The sequence below is a fragment of the Streptomyces sp. NPDC020780 genome, assembly GCF_044334475.1.
Classification (GTDB): Bacteria; Actinomycetota; Actinomycetes; order Streptomycetales; family Streptomycetaceae; genus Streptomyces.
Genome location: NZ_JBIRTB010000006.1, coordinates 82424 through 104653, shown reverse-complemented (window position 1 = coordinate 104653; position 22230 = coordinate 82424). Strand labels below are relative to the sequence as shown.

Below are 22230 nucleotides of genomic sequence, written 5' to 3'. Positions count from 1 at the left end.
TCAGGGGACTTCAAGGGCTCCCGGCCCCCCGGGAGGCACTTCCGCGCCTCTAGCATCGGAGCAGGAACTGACGGACACGAGGTGAGGACGATGGCGATGCGGGAGCTTTTCGCGGGGATGCCCTGGTGGGTGAAGTGGGTCGCGGTGCCTCTCATCGCGATCGTGGTCTTCGGCGGTCTGATCGCCAGTGTGGTCGGGTTCGTCATCGGCCTGCTGTTCAAGGCGCTCGTCTTCGTCGTCCTGGTCGGCGGTCTGATCTTCGTCGTACGCAAGTTCATGGCCTCCTCCTCGCGCAGCGACTGGTAGGGCGGGCGGACGCCGGCCGGAGTGCGAGGCGGCGGCCGGGGGGTCGGGGACGGCGGGCCGCCCGGAAGGTGCGGCTCATCCGTCGGCCGGCTCGGTGATTAGCCCAGCTGAGCTAAGTACGCCGCAAACCTCCGTCGGTGGCGGAGCGTGCCGATACAGTTGCACAACGCTGCCGCAGCTGGGATATGACAGACCGTCACCATCCTGCTCAGTGGTTTGTGCGACCGTCCGGTCTCCCGGACCCAGGCTCGCGGCGGGCCCGTGGGGGCGGCCCCCGCGGGAGGGCTGAGTGCCCGTCACCATGTCCGGGGGTGACCTATGACCACGGCATCGAGTACCACCGCTGTCCCGACGTTGATCGGTTCGGTTCAGCGGGCGTTGAGACTGCTGGAGGCTGTGGGCGCCCATCGGGACGGGGCGCCGGCGAAGCAGCTCGCGCGTGAGGCGGGGCTGCCCCTTCCCACCGCCTACCATCTCCTGCGCACGCTGACATATGAGGGCTATCTGCGCAGGGAGAACGGCGTCTTCCTGTTCGGCGCCGCTGCTGAGCGTCTCGGAGGCGGCCCGGCCACCCCGCGGCCGGGCGTGATCGTCGAATCGCTCGCACGGTGGGCGGACGTCATCCGGGCCCCTGTGTACTGCGCCCTGTACCGCGACGGCGAGATCGATCTGGTCGCGGTGGCCGACACTCCAGCGTTCCCGGCCGTGCGCGAGTGGGCCGCGTTCACGGAGACCGGCCACGCCCATGCCCTCGGCCAGTGCCTGCTGGGTCAGCTCGACGAGCGGGCGCTCGAGGACCACCTGGACCGGCACCCGGTCCGGCAGCTCACCCGCTGCTCCGTACGGGACCGACGAGCGCTCCTCGACCGGCTGGGAGCCATGAACCGGACGGAACCCGTCATCGAGCGACAGGAATACGCACTGGGGACGGTCTGCGCCGCCATTCCGATCACCGTCGGGTCAGCCGTGGCGGCGATGGCTGTTTCTCTTCCTCTGGAACAAGAGGAACGGTTGCTCGCTGCGATCGAACAACTACGCTGCGAAGTAACCACTCTCTTGCGCTCGTTCGTGTTCTCTATCAGTATCTGAAAAATCACTCCTTGTGATCCGCTATCGCGTGCACCACGATGGCGTCAATAGGGCCATGGGGGATCATTCCTGGCCAGATTCATCTACTGCGGGGTTGAACGATGCGCGAGTCGGTTCAAGCAGAGGTCATGATGAGCTTCCTCGTCTCCGAGGAACTTTCATTCCGTATCCCGGTGGAGCTCCGGTACGAGGTGGGTGATCCGTACGCGATCCGGATGACCTTCCACCTGCCCGGCGACGCCCCCGTCACCTGGGCGTTCGGCCGCGAGCTGTTGCTCGACGGCCTCAACAGCCCGAGCGGCGACGGTGATGTGCACATCGCTCCCACCGAGCCGGAGGGCCTCTCGGACGTCCATATCCGTCTTCAGGTCGGCGCGGACCGCGCTCTCTTCCGCGCCGGCACCGCACCTCTTGTGGCGTTCCTCGACCGTACGGACAAGCTGGTGCCATTGGGACAGGAGCACACGCTGGGTGATTTCGACGGCAATCTGGAGGAGGCGCTGGGCCGCATCCTCGCCAAGGAGCAGAACGCCGGCTGACCAGGGAAGGACGCCCGGACGCCGCACGACCGCGGAGCACGAGGACGCGGGGCGGTGACCCGGCGCTTCCGGTCAGGCCCTACGGCGCCGCCCCTTCCCGGTCCGTACGGGTGCAGGAGCTCCGGCTTCCGCGCCGAGCCCCGTGCGGTCCGCGGAGACCACCAGGGCCGCGAGTACCGTCGTCACCGGCACCGAGGCGACCAGGCCGATCGATCCGACGAGGGTCCGGACGATCTCCTCGGCGACCAGTTCGCTGTTGGCGACCGCCCCCACGCTGCTCTGGGCGATGGAGAAGAGCAGGAGAAGGGGCAGCGCCGCGCCCGCGTAGGCCAGTACGAGCGTGTTGACCACCGACGCGATGTGGTCGCGCCCGATCCTGATGCCCGCGCGGTACAGCTGCCGCACGCCCATGGTCGGATCCGCCCGGCGCAGTTCCCAGACCGCCGAGGTCTGGGTGACCGTCACGTCGTCGAGCACACCCAGTGAGCCGATGATCACACCGGCCAGCAGCAGACCACTCATGTCGATCTTCGGGTACAGCCCGTGGATGAGCCCCGTGTTGTCATCGGTGTTGCCGGTCAGGCTCGCCCAGCCGATGAAGAGGGAGCCCAGCAGCCCGATCAGCAGCAGCGAGATGAGCGTGCCGATGACGGCCACGGAGGTGCGAGCCGTCAGTCCATGGCAGGTGTAGAGGGCGATCAGCATGATCGCGCTGGCCCCGATCACGGCGACGACCAGCGGGTTCGAGCCCTGCAGGATCGCCGGCAGGATGAACAGCGTCAGCACGGCGAACGAAATCGCCAGCGCGATCAGGGCCATCAGCCCGCGCAGCCTGCCCACGACGACCACCGCGAGCGCGAAGATCCCGGCCAGCAGGGCCATCGGGAACGAACGGTCGACGTCCGTCACCGAGTACTGCAGATCGCGGGGAGCGTCGGGAGCGTACGCCACGACCACCCCCTGGCCTTCGCGCAGTTGCCGGGGGGCGTCGGGCTGGATGACCTCGACGAACGTGCGGCCCTTGTCCTTGCCGTTCGTCACTTCGACCGTGGCCTTCTTGCACAGCCCCGACTGTTCGGCGACCGCCTCGCGTCCCGAAGGCGTGGACGTGTCCCCGGTCGGGGGCACCTGAGCGGCGTTCACCTCCGCGCAGTCCACCTTGTCGACCCGCACCACCCTGCCGTCCTGGGTCTGCCGGTCGAAACCGACGCCCGTGCGCTCGTGCGCGGGAGCACCGCCGGGCCAGAGCGCGACGAGACCGACCAGGACGGCCGTTGCGAAGGGGATGAGAACCGCGGCGATGACCTTGCGCAGATGCGTGGACACGGGTGCCGCGGGCCCGTGGCTGTGCGTGTGGCCGTGCGCATGGGACTGGCTGCTGCCTGCTGTGTGGTCAGGGGATTCGGGGGCGTTTCCGGGGAACGTCACCCGGCGATCATCCCAAGAACCGGGGAGGCCCTCTGGCCAGCACGCCAGGAGGAGGGCTAGCGTGGAGCCACCTTTGCACACGCGGGAGCTCGGAGCACCGGGCTGAGAGGGCGCTGACCTCCGTATTTCCTTACGGGACACGCTGCGCCGACCGACGAACCTGTTACCGGGTAATGCCGGCGTAGGGAGTAGGTCTCATGACCACAGCGGACGCACGCACGCCTGCCTCGGCGCAGAACGCGCAGAACGCGCAGAACACCGAGGCCGGGAAGTCCATCGGCTGGCACAAGGGGTACCTCCAGGGCTCGCGCCCGGACCTCCGGGTGCCTGTCCGTCAGGTGCACCTCACCAACGGCAAGGACGTGACGCTGTACGACACGTCGGGGCCGTACACGGACCCCACCACCGAAACCGATGTCCGACGGGGGCTCGCGCCCCTGCGGGAGAACTGGATCGCGGCCCGCGGGGACACCGAGGAGTACGCGGGCCGCCCCACGCGTCCCGAGGACGACGGGGTCAGGCACACCTCGCCCCGGGGCGGACTGCGCAACCTCGACGCGGTCTTCCCCGGCCGCTCCCGCCGGCCGCGACGCGGCCGGGACGGCCGGCCGGTCACCCAGCTCGCGTACGCCCGCCGGGGCGACATCACCCCGGAGATGGAGTACGTCGCGATCCGGGAGAACGTCGCCCCCGAGGTGGTGCGCGAGGAGATCGCGGCGGGCCGGGCCGTTCTGCCGGCCAACGTCAACCACCCCGAGATCGAGCCGATGATCATCGGCAAGCGGTTCCTGGTGAAGGTCAACGCCAACATCGGCAACTCCGCCGTCACCTCCTCCATCGAGGAGGAGGTGGACAAGATGACCTGGGCCACCAAGTGGGGCGCGGACACCGTCATGGACCTCTCCACCGGCCGCAACATCCACACCACCCGCGAATGGGTCCTGCGCAACTCCCCCGTGCCGATCGGGACCGTGCCCCTGTACCAGGCCCTGGAGAAGGTGGACGGCAGGGCCGAGGAGCTGACGTGGGAGATCTACAAGGACACCGTCATCGAGCAGGCCGAGCAGGGCGTCGACTACATGACGGTGCACGCCGGAGTCCGGCTGCCGTACGTCCCGCTGACGGCCCGCCGCAAGACCGGCATCGTCTCCCGCGGGGGCTCCATCATGGCGGCGTGGTGTCTCGCACACCACAAGGAGTCGTTCCTCTACGAGCACTTCGAGGAGCTCTGCGAGATTCTCGCGGCCTTTGACGTCACGTACTCGCTGGGGGACGGGCTCCGGCCGGGCTCCATCGCCGATGCCAACGACGAGGCGCAGTTCGCCGAACTCCGCACCCTCGGTGAACTCAACTCCGTGGCCAAGCGCTTCGGTGTCCAGACGATGATCGAAGGCCCGGGCCACGTCCCGATGCACAAGATCAAGGAGAACATCGACCTCCAGCAGGAGATCTGCGAGGAGGCGCCGTTCTACACGCTGGGTCCGCTGACCACCGACGTGGCACCCGCGTACGACCACATCACGTCGGGCATCGGAGCGGCGATGATCGCCTGGTGGGGGACGGCGATGCTCTGTTACGTCACCCCCAAGGAGCACCTGGGGCTGCCGAACCGGGATGACGTGAAGACCGGCGTCATCACGTACAAGATCGCCGCGCACGCGGCCGATCTGGCCAAGGGGCATCCGGGGGCTCAGGAGTGGGACGACGCGCTGTCGGACGCCCGTTTCGAGTTCCGGTGGGAGGACCAGTTCAACCTGGCGCTCGATCCGGACACGGCAAGGGAGTTCCACGACGAGACGCTGCCCGCCGAGCCGGCCAAGACGGCCCACTTCTGCTCGATGTGCGGCCCGAAGTTCTGCTCGATGAAGATCTCGCACGACATCCGCCGTGCACACGGCACCGCTCAGGACGAGATCGAGGCGGGCATGGCCGAGAAGTCCAGGGAGTTCGCGGCAGCGGGGAACAGGGTCTACCTCCCGATCGCTGACTGAACCGGGCACGGACCGGAGCGGGCGCGGATCGAACTGGGGGGGACGTCGGCCGGTGTTCGACCGGCGGGCGTGTTCGTCTCCGGCGGAGCTGCCCGGGGCCGTCATCGGCCTCGGGCAGCTCCGCCGCAGTTACCTCCCGTCCGGCTGTCCCGTCCGGATAGGTGGGGAGCGACCCGGCCCGGCCGGCTTCGGCCGGGAAGAACTCTCCGGCGAGCGCCACAGCGGCAGTTCGGCGACGGTATGGACACGGTATTGCAGCAGGTAGATGTACGTTCCCGTAACGAGTCAAAGGCAGTTGACGCACACTTATCTGTGCTTTATGTTCCGCTGTGCTTGGCCGAAAATGTGTGCGCCCCGACGGGGGGCGCCTGGGGAGGGAAGCACAGTGAACTGGTACCTGGCCGTACTCAAGAACTACGCGGGCTTCAGCGGGCGTGCGCGCCGCAAGGAGTACTGGATGTTCGTACTCTTCAACTTCCTCGTGGCCCTGGTGCTGCTGGCCATCGGCGCAGCCATCGACACCCAGATCCCGTACATGATCTACCTGGCCGCGGTGCTGATCCCGACGCTGGCCGTCGTCTTCCGCCGGCTGCACGACACCGGCCGCTCCGGCTGGTGGTTCCTGATCACGTTCGTGCCCCTGGTGGGCGGCATCATCCTGCTCGTCTTCATGTGCCTCGAGGGTGTACGGGGGCCGAACGAGTACGGCGCCGACCCGAAGCTGGCTCCGCAGGGGATCTGATGGCGTGCCCCGGCAGGGGCTTCGCCGCGCAGTGAGGCAGAGGCCGGGACGGCAGCGAACCGTCCCGGCCTCTGCCATGCCGGGAGCCGGGAGCCGGGCGCGAGGTGCTGGGACGGGACAGGGAATCCCACGGCCCGGGAAGGGGCAGGGGATCCGGCGGCCCGGGAAGGGACACGGGATACGACGGCCCGCACCGCGGACGCCGCGGATCACTCCGGCTGGTGCTCGGGGCCGCCGAAGCCAGGTCCGGTGAAGTCAGGGCTGGTGAAGGTGGGCCGCGGTCCGGCGGACGGGCCGTCCTGCGGGCCGGAGAAAGCGGGCCGGCTGTAGCCGATCTTCGGGATGCGGTCGGCGGACGGGTGCGGGATCCGGGCGGCGGGACCCGCCGTCGGGTCGGCCAGGGAGTCCCGCAGGAAGGGCAGGATGCCGCGCTCCAGCAGGGCGTGACGCCAGGCCTCCCGGGCGCGCGCGACCTCCTCGGGCAGTCCGTCCCCCTCGTCGACCGCCGGCAGTGCCGTGGCACCGTTGCGCAGGGCGGTGACGAGGAGCCCTGTCGCGGCGATCAGTATGGCCGCGGCGGTGACCGACGCGAAGAACCATCCGGCGGTGACCATCGTGGTGGCGAAGGCCAGTGAGGGGTTCACGGCCTTCAGGCCGTAGCCGATCAGCAGGAATATGAGGGCCGCCGTTCCGGCGAGCACGGGGGCCAGCGCGGTGATCACGGCCACTGTCCCGGCGCCCGTACGGTCCGCTTCGGCGTCGGCCGTCCCGGGAGCGTCCTCCGACGCTCCGGCCGCCGAGGCACGGAGCTCGGCGCGGGCCTTCACGTAGTGCTCGTACTCCGTGGTCGCCGCGGACGTGATGAACGCGGTCGCGTCGAGCGCCCTCGTCCGTAGTTGTTCCGCGTTCAGCCGGTCCCCGACGCCGTCCAGCTCGGGGCGTTCGCGGGCATGGCGCAGGGCGTCGGCCAGGATCCGCTCGTACTCGGGGCGGTCCTCGGCCAGCAGGTGCGGAGCGCTGTTCATGTGCATCCCCCGATGCTCCGTAGGGCCTGATCGACCGCGTGGGGCCGGGCGACCGGGCGGAACGGAGGAGAGCCTGCTACGGATACGCCGAATGGTAGAGCGACTACGGCACGAGGTGACAGGGGGTTTCCGGAAATAGGCCCAGCCGGCTGCGGAGTCAGGCCGTGATGCGTCCGCCCCGGCGACCGGTCAGTCGCGTAGGGGGAGTTGGACGACCAGGAGCTTTCCGGCCATGGTCACCCCACCGTCCATGGCGATGGCCAGCCCGTCCGCGTAGACGTGCGGGCCGTCGACAACGGTGCGCTCGCTGTCCTCGCCGTCTTCCGACCCGACCTCGCCGAGCAGGTACGGGATGGGGCTGTGACCGTGGACGATCCGTCGGCCGCCGTACGTCGACATCAGTTCCCGTACGGCCTGCGCCCCGCCCTCGTCCCGGAAGGCGAACCTCTTGGTGAGCTTGCGGAAGAGGTCCCAGCACTCGTCGGCGTCATGCCGCGTCAGGATGGCGTGCACCGTGTCGTTGACGTCCTCGATGGTGGATCCGTAATCGAGGTAGGCCGTGGTGTCGGAGTGCATGAGCAGGTGCCCGTCCTCCTCCACGACCGCGTCGAGACGGGCCATCCACTGCAGGTGGACGTCCTGGAGGCGCTCCATGTCGGTCTTCTGCCCGCCGTTGAGCAGCCAGGCGGCCTGGAAGGTGGCGGTGCCGGCCCCGGAGTTGACCGGGGTGTCACCGAATCTCTTGGCGCCGATGAGCAGGAGCTCGTGGTTGCCCATGAGCGCCTTGCAGTACCCGCCCGCCGCCGCCGCCTCGGCGGAGAGCCGCATCACGAGGTCGATGACGCCGATGCCGTCAGGTCCACGGTCCGTGAAGTCCCCGAGGAACCACAGACGTGCGTTGCCCGCGGCCCAGTGGCCGTCGGCGTCGACGAGTCCCTGCTCGCCGAGGGCGGCGAGCAGTTCGTCGAGGTATCCGTGGACGTCTCCGACCACGTACAGGGGTCCGCGGCCCGCGTCGGCCACCGGTCCCGGCTCGCCCGCGGCCCGCACCTGGACGGTGTCGCCGCGGTTGATGACGGGAAGGTCGCGCTCGGTGGGGGTGTACCCCTGCGGCGGCTCGTCGCCCGCCATGACGTTCCCTGGATGCGGCAGGGGCGGGGGCATCGGTGCCTGCGCATACGGCGGTACGCGGAAGTCACGCAACGTCGCAGTCCGCACTACGGGTTCCTGACCGGCCCCCTGAGTCATCGACCCCTCCACCACCGTCGCGCCGCCGTACACCTGACGGGCCGTGCCTGGTAGAGGTGGTCCGCGGTGTCGTGCGCCCATCATAGGAATGCGGATCGTGCTGTGTGACGCACCAGGGGTGGTGAATCCGGGCGCACACGTGGTTCACCGGCCGTTTGGTCCGGATTACGGCGATCAGTCCCCGGCCGGTGAGCGGGGAGCGCTGACCGTGGTGCGGGGCGGACGCCGCTGCGAGGACGTCCGGACGATGAGTTCCGTCGGTATCACCTGCTCGACGGTGCCGTCGTGTTCGACTCCCTCGATGGCGTCGATGAGGAGCTGGACGACCGCCGTGCCGATCCTGCGGGGCTTGAGCGAGAGCGTCGTGATGGGTGGTTCCGTCGCCGCGTAGACGGTGGACTCGCTGCAGCAGACCAGCAGCAGGTCCTCGGGGACCCGTAAGCCGTAGCGGCGGGCTGCGGCGAGCAGATCGGTCCCGTTGGGGTCGAAGAGGCCGTACACCGCGTCGGGGCGGTCGGGCCGGGCGAGGAGACGGTCGGCGGCCACGGCGCCCGCGCAGGGGTCGTGGGCCGGGTAGGACTCGTACACCGGGTCCTGGCCGACCCGCTCGCACCAGTGGAGGTAGGCGGTGGTGGAGAGACGGGTGTACGTGTCGGTGGTGGTGCCCGTGAGCAGGCCGATGCGGCGGGCGCCGGCGGCCGCCAGATGGTCGAGGAGGTCGAGCACGGCAGCCCGGTGGTCGTTGTCCACCCAGGCCGTCACCGGAAGGGTCCCGGCCGGCCGGCCGTCCGAGACGACGGGCAGGCCCTGGCGCACGAGCTCGGTGACCACGGGGTCCTGGTCCGAGGGGTCGATGACCACGGTGCCGTCGAGGGCCACGTTGGACCAGACGTCGTGCCGTGAGGTGGCGGGCAGGATGACGAGGGCGTATCCCCGGGCGAGCGCCGCCGAGGTGGCGGCTCTCGCCATCTCCGCGAAGTAAGCGAACTCGGTGAAGGTGAAAGGTTCATCCCCGTACGTGGTCACAGTCAGGCCGATGAGCCCCGACTTCCCGGTACGGAGGGTTCTGGCCGCGGCCGAAGGGCGGTAGCCCAGTCGTTCGGCGACCTCGCGGACATGGCGGCGGGTGGCGTCCGGGAGCCTGCCCTTGCCGTTGAGCGCGTCGGACACGGTCGTGATGGAGACCCCGGCCGCCGCGGCTACGTCCCGGATGCCCGCCCGTCCCGGCCGACCGCTGCGCCGGGGCGTTTCTGTCCGGCTCACCTGGTGCTTTCCTGCTGCTGTCATGGCGAGCCGATAGTAGGGCTCAGACGGTGGGTCGGGCCGGACGCATAGGCATGCGTCAGCAGGCACGTTTTTGCAAGGTTGCGAGGGGGTAAGTGCCTTGTGAAGAAAGGCACTTACGAGATCTGGCATCGATAAGGCAGGTGTCGGTGTGTGCATACCTGTCGTATGGCCCATGTCTCGAAGAGGTCTCAACTCACCTCTTCGAGGGATGCGCGCCAGGGCGTGAGCCACCGGCGCACGTCGAAAAGCCCGGCGCTCCCCCTCCCCGCCCGGGCTGAGCCCGCCAGGGGAGGTGGATCCTCCCGCCGGCTGCCGGTCCGGGGCGCGGCTCCGTGACGATTCGGGCCGGGCCATTCGCAGGGGCGGTCAATCCTCATAAGGTGAGCAGTATTGATGTGAACAGATGGTCGAGGAGGACCTGCGGTGAGCGAGACGAGCCCCAAGCTGCGTGCCGAGCTGGACGGCGTCCCTGCGTACGTACCGGGGAAGCCGGCGGCCGCCGACGGACCGGTTGCCTTCAAGCTGTCCTCCAACGAGAACCCGTATCCGCCGCTGCCGGGGGTGATGGAGTCGGCGCTCGCCGCCGCCGCCCACTTCAACAGGTACCCCGACATGGCCTGCACCGGCCTGATGAACGAGCTGGCCGACCGCTTCGGCGTGCCGCTCTCCCATCTGGCCACCGGCACCGGCTCGGTCGGGGTCGCACAGCAGCTGCTCCAGGCCACCTCGGGCCCCGGTGACGAGGTCATCTACGCCTGGCGCTCCTTCGAGGCGTACCCGATCATCACCCAGGTCAGCGGTGCCACGTCGGTCAAGGTGCCCCTGACCGGCGGAGATGTGCACGACCTCGACGCGATGGCCGACGCGATCACCGACCGTACGCGGCTGATCTTCGTCTGCAACCCGAACAACCCGACCGGCACGGTGGTGCGCAGGGCGGAGCTGGAGCGGTTCCTCGACCGGGTGCCGGCGGACGTGCTGGTGGTGCTCGACGAGGCGTACAAGGAGTTCGTCCGGGACCCCGAGGTGCCGGACGGCATCGAGATCTACCGGGACCGGCCCAACGTGGCGGTGCTCCGGACCTTCTCCAAGGCGTACGGGCTGGCGGGTCTGCGGGTCGGCTTCGCGGTGGCGCACGAACCGGTCGCGGCGGCGCTGCGCAAGACGGCGGTGCCCTTCGGTGTCAGCCAGGTCGCCCAGGACGCCGCGGTCGCCTCGCTCCGGTCCGAGGACGAGCTGCTGGGCCGGGTCGGCTCGCTGGTCTGCGAGCGCGTCCGGGTCCACGAGGGGCTGGTACGGCAGGGCTGGACCGTTCCCGAGTCCCAGGCCAACTTCGTCTGGCTGCGGCTCGGGGACCGGACGTCCGATTTCGCCGCGGTGTGCGAGCGGGCGGGTGTGGTGATCCGGCCGTTCGCCGGAGAGGGCGTGCGGGTCACCGTCGGGGAGTCGGAGGCGAACGACGTGTTCCTCAAGGTGGCGGAGGCGTACCGGCAGGACATGTAGCCGCGATCTCGCCACGGCGCGATCGCGCCACGGGCAGGATGCGTACGGCTTCTGCCCGCACGTCCACCGGTGGCCCCCGGACCTCGGAGATGAGGGCCGGGGGCCATCGGCGTTCCCGTGCCCCGGTGCCGGGGCGGTGCGGGCCGGTGCCGTGCTTACCGCTCTCGGTACGGGTGCCCGTCCCCTCGCCCCTCCCGTCGGCGGAGCCGGGGGAGCCCCGCCCGCCGACGACCTGGTTCCGCGGTCGGTCGGCCGAAAACCACCCCCCGCCGATGAGATCGAAAGTACGTGCGCCATAATTGCTTGTGAATGTGAACGCGTTCACAAGCGCGTCCCGTTTCTCCCATGATCGATGGGTCTGGGCAGGCGGGCTGCGGCTGTGATCGCGGCGACGCAAGGAGAAAAGGGCGTGAACCTAGCTCTGGCACCAGAGACTCTGGCGCGATGGCAGTTCGGCATCACCACCGTCTACCACTTCCTGTTCGTCCCTCTGACGATTTCCCTCGCCGCGCTCACTGCCGGCCTGCAGACCGCCTGGGTGCGCACGGACAACGAGAAGTACCTCAGGGCCACGAAGTTCTGGGGCAAGCTGTTCCTGATCAACATCGCCATGGGCGTGGTCACGGGCATCGTGCAGGAGTTCCAGTTCGGCATGAACTGGTCCGACTACTCACGGTTCGTCGGTGACGTCTTCGGCGCCCCGCTCGCCTTCGAGGCGCTGATCGCCTTCTTCTTCGAGTCCACTTTCATCGGGCTGTGGATCTTCGGCTGGGACAAGCTGCCGAAGAAGATCCATCTGGCCTGTATATGGATGGTCTCCATCGGCACCATCCTCTCGACCTTCTTCATCCTGGCGGCCAACTCCTGGATGCAGCACCCGGTCGGCTACCGCATCAACAAGGAACGCGGCCGTGCGGAACTCACGGACTTCTGGCACGTGCTCACGCAGAACACCGCGCTCGCCCAGTTCTTCCACACGATCACGGCCGCCTTCCTCGTCGGTGGCGCCTTCATGGTGGGTATCGCCGCCTTCCACCTGGCGCGCAAGAAGCACATCCGGGTGATGCGGACCTCTCTCCGGCTCGGACTGGTCACCGTGGTGGTCGCCGGCCTGCTCACCGCCGTCAGCGGTGACGTGCTCGGCAAGGTGATGTTCAAGCAGCAGCCCATGAAGATGGCGGCGGCCGAAGCCCTGTGGGAGGGCGAGCACGGAGCACCCTTCTCGCTCTTCGCGGTCGGTGACGTGGCCGAGGGACACAACACCGTCGAGATCTCGGTCCCGGGAGTCCTGTCCTTCCTCGCGGACGACAGCTTCACCTCCTACGTGCCCGGCATCAACGACATCAACAAGGCGGAGCAGGAGAAGTACGGCCCGGGGGACTACCGGCCTAACATCCCGGTGGCCTTCTGGAGCTTCCGCTGGATGATCGGCTTCGGGATGGCTTCCCTCACGCTCGGCCTGCTGGGCCTGTGGTTGACGCGCAAGAGGTTCATGCTGCCGCAGGCGTTGCGCACCGGTGAGGACGAAGTGCCGCACCTGGTGCTCTTCGGGAACAAGGTACTGAGCCCGAAGCTCACCAAGCTCTACTGGATCACTGCCCTCTGGACCATGCTCTTCCCGCTGATCGCCAACTCGTGGGGCTGGATCTTCACGGAGATGGGCCGTCAGCCCTGGGTGGTCTACGGCGTGTTCCAGACCCGGGACGCGGTGTCCCCCGGCGTATCGCAGGGCGAGGTCATCACGTCGTTGATCGTCTTCACCGCCCTGTACGCGGTGCTCGCCGTGATCGAGGTGAGGCTGCTCCTGAAGTACGTCAAGGCCGGACCGCCGGAGCTCACCGAGGCCGACCTGAATCCGCCCACCAGGATCGGCGGTCACGACCAGGACGCCGACCGGCCGATGGCCTTCTCCTACTGAGAGCAGCGGAGCTGAGAGATGGAACTCCACGACGTCTGGTTCGTGCTCATCGCCGTCCTGTGGACCGGCTACTTCTTCCTGGAGGGATTCGACTTCGGAATCGGTGTCCTCACCAAACTGCTCGCCCGTGACCGCAAGGAGCGACGGGTCCTGATCAACACGATCGGTCCGGTCTGGGACGGGAACGAGGTGTGGCTGCTCAGCGCCGGCGGTGCGACCTTCGCCGCCTTCCCGGAGTGGTACGCCACGCTCTTCTCCGGTTTCTACCTGCCGCTGCTGGTCATCCTGATCTGTCTGATCGTGCGCGGAGTGGCCTTCGAGTACCGCGCCAAGCGACCCGAGGAGCGCTGGCAGACCAACTGGGAGCACGCGATCTTCTGGACCTCGCTGATTCCGGCCGTGCTCTGGGGGGTGGCCTTCGGCAACATCGTCCGCGGCGTGAAGATCGACGCCGACATGGAGTACGTCGGCAGCCTGACGGACCTGCTCAACCCGTATGCCCTCCTGGGCGGGCTGGTCACGCTGTTCCTGTTCACCTTCCACGGCACGGTCTTCGCCGCGCTCAAGACCGTCGGGGACATCCGGCAGCGGGCGCGCAGGCTGGCCCTGAGGACCGGGCCGGTGACGGCCGTGCTCGCGCTGGCCTTCCTGATCCTGACCCAGGCCGGAAACGGCAACCGGTGGAGCCTGCTGGCCCTGGTCATCGCCGCTGTGTCGCTGGTGGCGGCGATCGGTGCCATCGCACGCGGCCGCGAGGGGTGGTCGTTCGCACTGTCCGGCCTGACCATCGCGGCGGCGGTCGCGATGCTCTTCCTCACGCTCTTCCCGAACGTCATGCCGTCCTCGCTGAACGACGCCTGGAACCTCACGGTCACCAACGCCTCGTCCAGCCCCTACACCCTCAAGATCATGACCTGGTGTGCGGGTGTCGCCACCCCGGTGGTGCTGCTCTACCAGGGGTGGACCTACTGGGTGTTCCGCAAGCGCATCGGTACCCAGCACCTAGCCGATGCTCACCCCACCCACTGAACCCATCGGGCGGACGAACGCCATGAGCACCCTGGGGAGCTGTTTCACGTGAAACCGATCGACCCGCGCCTGCTCCGGTACGCGCGCACCACCCGCTTCTTCCTGGCGGCCGTGGTGGCCCTCGGGATGGCCGGAGCGGCGCTGGTGATCGCTCAGGCCATGCTCGTGGCCGAAGTGGTGGTCGGCGGATTCGAGGAGGGGCTGACCGCTGTCGGGCTCCGTACGCCCTTGGTGCTGCTCGCCGCGGTGGCACTGGGGCGGGCCCTCGTGGCCTGGCTGACCGAACTCGCCGCTCACCGGGCGAGTGCCGCGGTCAAGTCCGAGCTGCGCGGCCGGCTCATCGAGCGGGCCGCAGAGCTCGGGCCCGACTGGCTGAGCGGGCAGCGCACCGGGTCCTTGGTGGCGCTGGCCACCCGGGGTGTCGACGCCCTCGACGACTACTTCTCCCGCTACCTCCCCCAGCTCGGGCTCGCCGTCGTGGTGCCCGTGGCGGTCCTGGCCAGGATCGTCACCGAGGACTGGGTCTCGGCAGCGATCATCGTGGTGACGCTGCCGCTGATCCCGCTCTTCATGATCCTGATCGGCTGGGCCACCCAGTCCCGGATGGACCGCCAGTGGCAGCTCCTGTCGCGGTTGTCCGGTCACTTCCTCGACGTGGTCGCCGGGCTCCCCACCCTGAAGGTCTTCGGCCGGGCCAAGGCGCAGGCCGAGTCCATCCGCACGATCACGGCGCAGTACCGCAGGGCCACACTGAAGACCCTCCGCATCGCGTTCCTGTCGTCCTTCGCCCTGGAGCTGCTCGCCACCCTCTCCGTCGCGCTGGTCGCCGTGACGATCGGCATGCGGCTCGTCCACGGCGAACTCGACCTCTACACGGGACTCGTCGTCCTCATCCTGGCGCCCGAGGCGTACCTGCCGATCCGCCAGGTCGGAGCGCAGTACCACGCGGCGGCGGAGGGGCTCTCGGCGGCCGAGGAGATCTTCGCCGTACTGGAGACGCAGCCCCGGGCGGCCGGCGCCGAGGAGGTGCCGTCCTCGCTGCGGCTCGAGCTGGAGGGCGTGACCGTCAGGCGTCCGGGCCGTGTCGCACCGTCGCTGGACACGGCCTCCCTGGTGGTGGAGCCGGGCGAGACCGTGGCACTGGTCGGCCCCAGCGGCATCGGCAAGTCCACGCTGCTCGATGTGATCCTCGGGTTCGCGGTACCGGACGAGGGACACGTACGTGTCGGCGGGACCGATCTCTCCGCCCTCTCCCCCGAGCGCTGGCGCGAGAACATCGCCTGGGTGCCGCAGCGCCCCCACCTCTTCGCGGGAACGATCGCCGAGAACGTACGGCTGGCCCGCCCCGAGGCGGACGACGACGCGGTCACGGCAGCACTGCGGCAGGCGGGCGCCCACGACTTCGTGGCCTCCCTTCCGGACGGGACGGGAACGGTGCTCGGCGAGGACGGCGCCGGGCTCTCCGCCGGCCAGCGGCAACGACTGGCGCTGGCCAGGGCCTTCCTCGCCGACCGGCCGTTGCTGCTGCTCGACGAGCCGACGGCCGGCCTCGACGGCGAGACGGAGGCGGGCATCGTCAACGCGGTACGGCGGCTGGCGGCGGGACGCACCGTCCTGCTGGTCGTACACCGTCCGGCGCTGCTGGCGGTCGCGGACCGGGTGGTGGCGCTGGAGCCCCGGGAGCCGGCGCCCACGGTGACCGTCGCGCCCGCGGCGACCGAGCCGGAGCGCCGGAGCCCCGCCCCGGCCCAGGCTCCGGACGACCCGGCCGGCACGGGGGAGTACGGGGCGCTCGTGGACGCCCCTCCGGGAACCGGGCGCCGGGTGTTCGCGCGGGTGCGGCGGGCGGCCGGTGGCCGGCAGGGGCAGCTGGGCCTGGCACTGCTGCTGGGCAGCCTGGCCGTGGGATCGTCCGTCGGCCTCATGGCCGTCTCCGGATGGCTGATCTCCCGGGCCTCCGAGCAGCCGCCGGTGCTCTACCTGATGGTGGCCGTCACGGCGACCCGCGCCTTCGGCATGGGCCGGGCGGTCTTCCGCTACGCGGAGCGCCTGGTGTCCCATGACGCGGTGCTCAGGATGCTCGCCGAACTCAGGGTCGCCGTGTACCGCGGGCTCGAGCGCATCGCGCCCGCCGGCCTGCGGACGGCACGACGCGGCGACCTGCTGTCCCGGATCGTCTCGGACGTGGACGCGCTGCAGGACTACTGGCTGCGCTGGCTCCTGCCCGCGGGCACCGCCGTCCTGGTCGGAGCGGGGGCCGTCGGGTTCACCGGCTGGCTGCTTCCCCAAACAGGTGCCGTCCTCGCCGCCGGGCTGCTTCTCGCAGGCGTCTGCGTGCCCCTGGTGAGCGGGGCCTGCGCGCGGCACGCGGAACGCCGGCTGTCCCCCGCCCGGGCCGCGCTGGCGGTCCGGGTCGCCGACCTCCTCGGCGGGACTGCCGAACTGACGGTCGCGGGCGCGCTGCCCGCACTGAAGGAACGGGTACGCGCGGCCGACGCGCTCCTGACCCGGATCGCCTCGCGAGCCGCGACGGCGACCGCGCTCGGAGGCGGACTCTCCGCCCTGATCTGCGGGCTCACCGTGGTGGGCGCGGCGATCGTTGCCCTGCCCGCGGTGCACGACGGGCGGCTGGCGGGCGTGGAACTCGCCGTCGTGGTCCTCACCCCGCTCGCGGCCTTCGAGGCCGTGACAGGCCTGCCGCTTGCGGTCCAGTACCGCCAACGGGTCAGGCGCAGCGCGGAACGGGTCCACGAGGTGCTGGACGCTCCCGTTCCCGTGCGGGAACCTGCGGCACCGGCCGACGTGCCCGCGTCACCGTTCCCGCTCGTCGTGCGAGGGCTGTCGGCCCGGTACGACGGTGCGGACCGCGACGCCCTGCACTCCGTCGACCTGACGCTGCTCCCCGGAAGGCGGGTTGCCGTCGTCGGGCCGTCCGGTTCGGGAAAGACGACGCTCGCCCAGGTCCTGCTCCGCTTCCTGGACGCCCGGGAGGGGAGTTACCGCCTCGGGGGCGTCGAGGCGGCGGCACTGGACGGGGACGCCGTACGGAGCTTCGTGGGGCTGTGCGCCCAGGACGCCCATGTCTTCGACAGTTCCGTCCGCGAGAATCTTCGCCTGGCCCGCACCGGGGCGACGGACGAGGAACTGTGGGCCGCCCTCGCAGGGGCCCGGCTGGAGGACTGGGTCAGGTCCCTGCCGCACGGGCTCGACACCCTGGTGGGCGAACACGGCGCCCGGCTCTCCGGCGGGCAGCGTCAGCGGCTCGCGCTGGCCCGCGCGCTCCTGGCCGACTTCCCCGTGCTCGTCCTCGACGAGCCCGCGGAACACCTCGACCTGGCGACGGCCGATGCCCTCACCGCGGACCTGCTGGACGCCACCAGGGGGCGGACCACCGTACTGATCACGCACCGGCTGGCCGGACTGGAGGCCGTGGACGAGGTCCTGGTGCTGGACGCGGGCGGCGTGGCACAGCGGGGTACGTACGCCGCGCTGGCCTCTCAGGACGGGCCACTGCGGCGCATGCTGGACCGCGAACGGGAACCCGGGTCCCTGGTGGGTGGCCGAAGCGCCGCACAGTCCCCTTCTGCGCCAGGTGCGCTGAGCCCGTCCGCCGTGCGCCGCCCCCGCATCTGACGCCGTGCGCGGATCCACCGGGAACCGCGGGACAGCCTCTAGGCTCGATGTATGCCCGAGCAGGACGCGAAGGACTCGGCCGAAGCGCGGAACGCGGCACCGGGAGGCCTGCGGGGGCCCTCGGCGGGACTGACCGCGCGCGTGCCGGGACTGGTGGAAGCTACCACGTCCGCCGGTCCGGGGGCTCTCCACTCGACGCTTGCCCGCATCTGCGAAACGGCGGCCGACCTCACCGGGGCTCGCCGTGCCGCCATCGTCGTCGACGACGCGTCCGGTGAGGGGCAGGCCGATCTCGTGACGTACGGAGTCCCCGAGGATGACGTCCGTGCGACCGGCCTGTCCGGCGGCGGCACGGGTCTCGTGGGCGCGACCCACGAGTCCGCCCGGGCCCAGCCGGCCGGCCCGCCAGCCGGGCCGCGCCGCGAGGGGCTCCCGCCCATCCACCCGGAGACGCGGACGGTCCTCGAGGTCCCCATGCGGGTCCAGCGGGAGGTCTTCGGCCAGCTGCGGGTGGCGGAGAAGCGCGGCGGAGAAGCCTTCGGCGAGGACGACCTGCACGTGCTGCGGGTGCTCGCCACGGAGGCCGGAATCGCCATCGGTCACGCACGGCTGTACGAGGCCGCGCGGCAGCGCGAACGGTGGATCGACGGCTCCGTGGCCGTCACCACGGCACTCCTGTCCGGCGGGGACGCCGACGAGTCACTCACCGTCGTCGCCGAGCAGGCCCGCCGGCTGGCCGAGGCCGCCACCGGGATCGTGCTGCTGCCTGCCGAGAGCGGTGGTCTGGAGGTCGTCGCCGTCGCCGGGGAGACACCGTCCGCCTCCCTGGGGGTGATCATTCCGCCGGGCAGTCCCACGGCGGCGGCGCTTCTCGCGGGCGAAGCGGTCTTCGTCGACGGCGCGGCCACCGACACCCGCGTGATCACCAGGCTGGCCGGCAGGTTCGGCCCGCACATGCTGCTGCCCCTGCGCAGCGGAGGCCGGGTGCTCGGCGCCCTCGCCGTGGCTCGCGCGCGGGGCGACCGCCCGTTCACGGGGGCGGAGCGGACCCTGGCCACCCAGTTCGCCGCGCAGGCCGCCCTGGCGCTCAAGATGGCCGAGTCCCAGCGGGACAGGGAGCGGCTCGCCGTGTTCGAGGACCGGGACCGGATCGCCCGTGACCTCCACGACCTCGTCATCCAGCGGCTCTTCGCCACGGGGATGATGCTGGAACGTGCCCAGCGCCGCGCGGTGGCCCCCGAGGTACGGGCGGGCGTCGGCAGGGCCGTCGACGAACTCGACGTCACCATCCAGGAGATCCGCACGGCCGTCTTCGCCCTGCAGCCGGAGCCGGCCGAGGCACCGCCGGGGCTGCGGACCCGGGTGCTGCGGGAGATCAACCTGGCCGCGGTCCCTCTGGGCTTCCGGCCGGCGCACCGGTTCGTCGGTCCCGTCGAATCGCTCGTGGGGGAGCTCGCGGGCAAGAACCTCATCGCGGCGTTGCGCGAGGCACTGTCCAATACCTTCCGGCACGCCGCGGCCTCGCGGGTCGAGGTGACCGTGGACGCGACGGCCGTCCTGCCGGACGGCCGGGAGGCGGTACGGCTGTCGGTCGTGGACGACGGAGTGGGCATCCCGGACAGCGGGAGGCGCAGCGGCCTGCGTAACCTGGCGCGCCGTGCGGAGGCGCTGGGCGGATCCAGCTGGTTCGGGCCCGGGGCGGGCGACGACGGCGGCGGTACGACACTGGTCTGGCAGGTCCCGCTCTGAGGCTCTGCGGTCTTGGGGCACCGCCCCGGGCGGGCGGCGCAGGGGGCGGTCCCCGGGCGGGTGGGACCGGTGGGCGGTACCGGTGTGCGGCAGTGGTGCGTGGGTCCGCGCCCGGCAGGCCGGCCTATCGCCCCGGCTGACGCCGGCGGTAGGCACCCGCGGAAGGCTGTCCTGCAGACGTCCCGGCGGGCCGTTCGGCTGAGGGCGCCTGGCGGTGGTTCAGGCCGGTGGTTCTACCGGTGGTACCTGCTGGTGCTTCAGCCGGTGGTTTCTGCCGGTGGTTCAGCCGGTGGTTCAGCCGGTGGCGAGTATGCGTTCGATGACGACCGCCACACCGTCCTCGTTGTTGGTGAGCGTGACACCCGAAGCGGCGGCGATGGCGGCCGGGTGGGCGTTGCCCATGGCGAACGAGGCGCCGGCCCAGCTCAGCATCTCCACGTCGTTGGGCATGTCCCCGAAGGCCACCACCTCTGCCGGGGTGATGCCGCGCTCCGCGCAGCAGGCGGCGAGCGTGCCGGCCTTCGAAACACCGTGCCCGCTGATCTCCAGCAGGGCAGTGGGGCTGGAGCGGGTGAACGAGGCCAGTTCCGCGGCGGCCTCGCGGGCAGCGGAGAGGAAGGTGTCCGGAGCCAGTTCGGGGTGGTGGGCGAGGACTTTGAGCACCGGAGCGCCGATGCCGGGCGCCTCTTCGTGGAGCAGCTTCTCCGCTACTGCCACGGTGGCACCCGGGTCCAGGTGGAACGGCGGGTAGGCCGGCTCGTAGTGGATACCCGTGGTGAGTTCGACGGCGAACGACGTGCCGGGAGCGACCTCGCGCAGAAGGCCGACCACCTCGAGGGCTGCGGCACGGTCCAGGGGGCGGACCTCGATCAGTCGGCCGTCCGCGTGCAGATCGGCCACGGCCGCGCCGTTGGCGCAGATCGCCATGCCGTGGCCGTGGACGTGGGTGCTGACGACGTCCATCCAGCGTGCCGGCCGGCCCGTGACGAAGAAGACGTCGATGCCCGCCTCTTCGGCCGCTGCGAGGGCGGCGATCGTGCGGTCCGACAGGGTCTTGTCGTCGCGCAGCAGGGTGCCGTCCAGATCGGTGGCGATCAGCCGGGTTACGGCAGGCAGAGGCGTGTCGGTCGCTGAGGTCACCTCGCCATTCTCCTGTACGAAGCCGCACGGGAGTGCAGGGGGGCGCACATATGAGAGCGCGAGCCTCTGAACTCCGTACATGCCATAGGCATATGCCAAAAGCTTTGCGTCGGGGGCTCGGCTGTGCGCCTGCGGCCGAGCGGGCAGGGCCCGGGTGTGCGCCCGCGGCAGAGCGGGCGGGGCTCGGCCGCGCGCATCGCCTCGGAGCGGGCCGGGCTGGGCGCACCGCGTCCCCGACCGCCCTGTCGCCGGCCCGCCGCGCCCTCGGTGGCTCGCGCCGCCCTGAGCGGCTGCCCGGGGTCTGGACGCCGGGCCGTGCGCACGGCTGCTGGTGACCGAACCCGGCCGTCCGCGCCGGCAGGGTCGGTCAGGCCACGAGGGCGGTCAGCCGAGCTGGGCGAGGCCCTCGGTGGCGATGCGCTCGAACACCTTCGTGTCCGCGGCGAAGTCGGAGTCCGGTACCGGCCAGTGGAGGACGATCTCGGTGAAGCCGAGCTCGTAGTGCGTTCCCGCGAAGTCCACGAAGGCGTCGAAGGACTGCAGCGGCCGGTCGGGAGTGAAGCCGGTGAGCAGAATCTTGTCCATCCCTGACACGTCCCGGCCGACCGCCTCGCCTGCCGCGCCGAGCCGGGAGACCTGGCCGCGGATGGCTGCTACGGACTGCTCGGGGGTCCCGGCTTCGTACAGCTTCGGATCGCCCGTGGTGACCCACGCCTGCCCGTACTGTGCGGCGAGCTTCAGACCGCGCGGTCCGGTCGCCGCAACGGCGAAGGGCAGCCGCGGGCGCTGGACACAGCCGGGGATGTTGCGGGCTTCGTTCGCCGCGTAGAGCCGCCCCTCGTGGGTGACCGTCGGCTCCCTGAGCAGCCGGTCGAGCAACGGCACGAACTCCTCGAAGTGGTCGGCGCGTTCGCGGGGGGTCCACGGTTCCTCACCGGCCCTGCGGAGCGTCGTGGCGTCGAACCCGTTCCCCCCGGCACCGATGCCGAGCGTGATCCGCCCGCCGGACATGTCGTCCAGCGTGATGAGGTCCTTGGCGAGGGTCACCGGGTGACGGAAGTTGGGAGAGGTGACGAGGGTACCCAGGCGGAGACTCTGCGTCACCGCGGCCGCAGCCGTGAGCGTGGGGATCGCGCCGAACCACGGTCCGTCGCGGAACGACCGCCAGGACAGGTGGTCGTAGGTGTACGCGGCGTGGAAGCCCAACTCCTCGGCGCGCAGCCAGCGGTCTCGGCCGCCGTCTTTCCAGCGGTGAACGGGCAGGATCACGGTGCTCAGACGCATGCCCCCGACGATACGCGGGCTTCTCGCTGCCGTGGATGTGCCGGCGGCGCAGATTCGGGAAGCCACGCCGATGCCGCCATGGGGGCCGCTACCGAGGCGTCGTGGGCTCGGTGTCCGGGCATGGTGGAGACCCGGCGCGGTGGTCGGGTTCTCCAGGGTCTGTGGGGACGTGGGCGGTCGGGGTTTGCCGGTCAGTCGGCAGGACGGCACAGTGCGGCAAGGCGGTGGAAGGCCGTGGCCGGTTCGTGTCTCAGCGCCAGGTCGCCGATAGGCGCAAGCGCAGGCGGCGGCTGCTGTCGCCTTTCCGGCCGAAAGCCGG

Annotated in this window: 16 protein-coding genes and 1 riboswitch; of the genes, 10 read left to right on the top strand and 6 right to left on the bottom strand. The window is 70.4% G+C overall.

Going from position 1 to position 22230, the window contains the following annotated elements:
* Positions 1 to 96 precede the first annotated feature (96 nt).
* The 3 genes from ACH4VO_RS13280 (at position 97) to ACH4VO_RS13270 (ending at position 1934) form a co-directional block, all read left to right on the top strand.
* Positions 97 to 306: a DUF5326 family protein gene (locus ACH4VO_RS13280; RefSeq protein WP_069172110.1), complete on the top strand. Its 210-nt coding sequence runs from the start codon at positions 97 to 99 to the stop codon at positions 304 to 306.
* Between the two features lie 318 nt (positions 307 to 624).
* Entirely contained in the window at positions 625 to 1395 is a 771-nt protein-coding gene (locus ACH4VO_RS13275) for a helix-turn-helix domain-containing protein (protein WP_360994386.1), read from the top strand.
* 101 nt (positions 1396 to 1496) lie between these two features.
* The gene (locus tag ACH4VO_RS13270) at positions 1497 to 1934 is read left to right on the top strand and encodes an SsgA family sporulation/cell division regulator (RefSeq protein WP_069171588.1); all 438 of its coding nucleotides are present in this window, start codon (positions 1497 to 1499) and stop codon (positions 1932 to 1934) included.
* A gap of 72 nt (positions 1935 to 2006) precedes the next feature.
* On the opposite strand, the gene ACH4VO_RS13265 is transcribed toward ACH4VO_RS13270, so the two are convergent.
* Entirely contained in the window at positions 2007 to 3362 is a 1356-nt protein-coding gene (locus ACH4VO_RS13265) for a YibE/F family protein (protein WP_360994383.1), read from the bottom strand.
* 71 nt (positions 3363 to 3433) lie between these two features.
* A riboswitch (TPP riboswitch) is annotated at positions 3434 to 3567 on the top strand.
* On the opposite strand from ACH4VO_RS13265, the gene thiC reads away from it, so the two are divergent.
* Together thiC and ACH4VO_RS13255 are read left to right on the top strand one after the other, a co-directional pair.
* Positions 3560 to 5353 (top strand): phosphomethylpyrimidine synthase ThiC, encoded by a 1794-nt coding sequence (thiC, locus tag ACH4VO_RS13260; protein ID WP_360994381.1) that lies wholly within the window; start codon positions 3560 to 3562, stop codon positions 5351 to 5353. (Overlaps the previous riboswitch by 8 nt.)
* Before the next feature lie 385 nt (positions 5354 to 5738).
* A complete protein-coding gene (locus tag ACH4VO_RS13255; protein WP_360994379.1) occupies positions 5739 to 6095 on the top strand; it encodes a DUF805 domain-containing protein in 357 nt (118 codons plus the stop codon).
* 209 nt (positions 6096 to 6304) lie between these two features.
* Here ACH4VO_RS13255 and ACH4VO_RS13250 read toward each other — a convergent pair whose 3' ends face one another.
* From ACH4VO_RS13250 to ACH4VO_RS13240, 3 genes are all read right to left on the bottom strand, one after another.
* A complete protein-coding gene (locus ACH4VO_RS13250; protein WP_360994376.1) occupies positions 6305 to 7126 on the bottom strand; it encodes a hypothetical protein in 822 nt (273 codons plus the stop codon).
* 183 nt (positions 7127 to 7309) lie between these two features.
* Positions 7310 to 8368: a metallophosphoesterase gene (locus ACH4VO_RS13245; protein ID WP_360994374.1), complete on the bottom strand. Its 1059-nt coding sequence runs from the start codon at positions 8366 to 8368 to the stop codon at positions 7310 to 7312.
* A 174-nt stretch (positions 8369 to 8542) separates the two neighbouring features.
* Positions 8543 to 9655, bottom strand: a complete 1113-nt coding sequence (locus ACH4VO_RS13240; RefSeq protein ID WP_360994372.1) for a LacI family DNA-binding transcriptional regulator — start codon at positions 9653 to 9655, stop codon at positions 8543 to 8545.
* Between the two features lie 423 nt (positions 9656 to 10078).
* Between ACH4VO_RS13240 and hisC the strand changes: the two genes are divergently transcribed.
* The 5 genes from hisC (at position 10079) to ACH4VO_RS13215 (ending at position 19487) form a co-directional block, all read left to right on the top strand.
* Positions 10079 to 11158: a histidinol-phosphate transaminase gene (hisC, locus tag ACH4VO_RS13235; RefSeq protein WP_360994369.1), complete on the top strand. Its 1080-nt coding sequence runs from the start codon at positions 10079 to 10081 to the stop codon at positions 11156 to 11158.
* Positions 11159 to 11567: 409 nt separating this feature from the next.
* Positions 11568 to 13076 (top strand): cytochrome ubiquinol oxidase subunit I, encoded by a 1509-nt coding sequence (locus ACH4VO_RS13230; RefSeq protein ID WP_360994367.1) that lies wholly within the window; start codon positions 11568 to 11570, stop codon positions 13074 to 13076.
* An 18-nt stretch (positions 13077 to 13094) separates the two neighbouring features.
* Positions 13095 to 14105: a cytochrome d ubiquinol oxidase subunit II gene (cydB, locus tag ACH4VO_RS13225; protein WP_360994365.1), complete on the top strand. Its 1011-nt coding sequence runs from the start codon at positions 13095 to 13097 to the stop codon at positions 14103 to 14105.
* A 48-nt stretch (positions 14106 to 14153) separates the two neighbouring features.
* Complete coding sequence (cydD, locus tag ACH4VO_RS13220; RefSeq protein WP_360994362.1) at positions 14154 to 17738, top strand: thiol reductant ABC exporter subunit CydD; 3585 nt, start codon at positions 14154 to 14156, stop codon at positions 17736 to 17738.
* Between the two features lie 51 nt (positions 17739 to 17789).
* Positions 17790 to 19487, top strand: a complete 1698-nt coding sequence (locus ACH4VO_RS13215; RefSeq protein WP_360994359.1) for a GAF domain-containing protein — start codon at positions 17790 to 17792, stop codon at positions 19485 to 19487.
* Positions 19488 to 19781: 294 nt separating this feature from the next.
* On the opposite strand, the gene ACH4VO_RS13210 is transcribed toward ACH4VO_RS13215, so the two are convergent.
* A complete protein-coding gene (locus ACH4VO_RS13210) occupies positions 19782 to 20627 on the bottom strand; it encodes a Cof-type HAD-IIB family hydrolase (protein WP_360994356.1) in 846 nt (281 codons plus the stop codon).
* Positions 20628 to 21011: 384 nt separating this feature from the next.
* Entirely contained in the window at positions 21012 to 21911 is a 900-nt protein-coding gene (locus ACH4VO_RS13205) for an LLM class flavin-dependent oxidoreductase (protein ID WP_360994354.1), read from the bottom strand.
* Between the last annotated feature and the right edge of the window lie 319 nt (positions 21912 to 22230).

Bases quoted from the DNA above. Each gene is read 5' to 3' on its own strand.
- ACH4VO_RS13280 (WP_069172110.1), top strand. From the start codon at position 97: ATGCGGGAGCTTTTCGCGGGGATGCCCTGGTGGGTGAAGTGGGTCGCG.
- ACH4VO_RS13275 (WP_360994386.1), top strand. From the start codon at position 625: ATGACCACGGCATCGAGTACCACCGCTGTCCCGACGTTGATCGGTTCG.
- ACH4VO_RS13270 (WP_069171588.1), top strand. From the start codon at position 1,497: ATGCGCGAGTCGGTTCAAGCAGAGGTCATGATGAGCTTCCTCGTCTCC.
- thiC (WP_360994381.1), top strand. From the start codon at position 3,560: ATGACCACAGCGGACGCACGCACGCCTGCCTCGGCGCAGAACGCGCAG.
- ACH4VO_RS13250 (WP_360994376.1), bottom strand. From the start codon at position 7,126: ATGCACATGAACAGCGCTCCGCACCTGCTGGCCGAGGACCGCCCCGAG.
- ACH4VO_RS13245 (WP_360994374.1), bottom strand. From the start codon at position 8,368: ATGACTCAGGGGGCCGGTCAGGAACCCGTAGTGCGGACTGCGACGTTG.
- ACH4VO_RS13240 (WP_360994372.1), bottom strand. From the start codon at position 9,655: ATGACAGCAGCAGGAAAGCACCAGGTGAGCCGGACAGAAACGCCCCGG.
- cydB (WP_360994365.1), top strand. From the start codon at position 13,095: ATGGAACTCCACGACGTCTGGTTCGTGCTCATCGCCGTCCTGTGGACC.
- ACH4VO_RS13215 (WP_360994359.1), top strand. From the start codon at position 17,790: ATGCCCGAGCAGGACGCGAAGGACTCGGCCGAAGCGCGGAACGCGGCA.
- ACH4VO_RS13205 (WP_360994354.1), bottom strand. From the start codon at position 21,911: ATGCGTCTGAGCACCGTGATCCTGCCCGTTCACCGCTGGAAAGACGGC.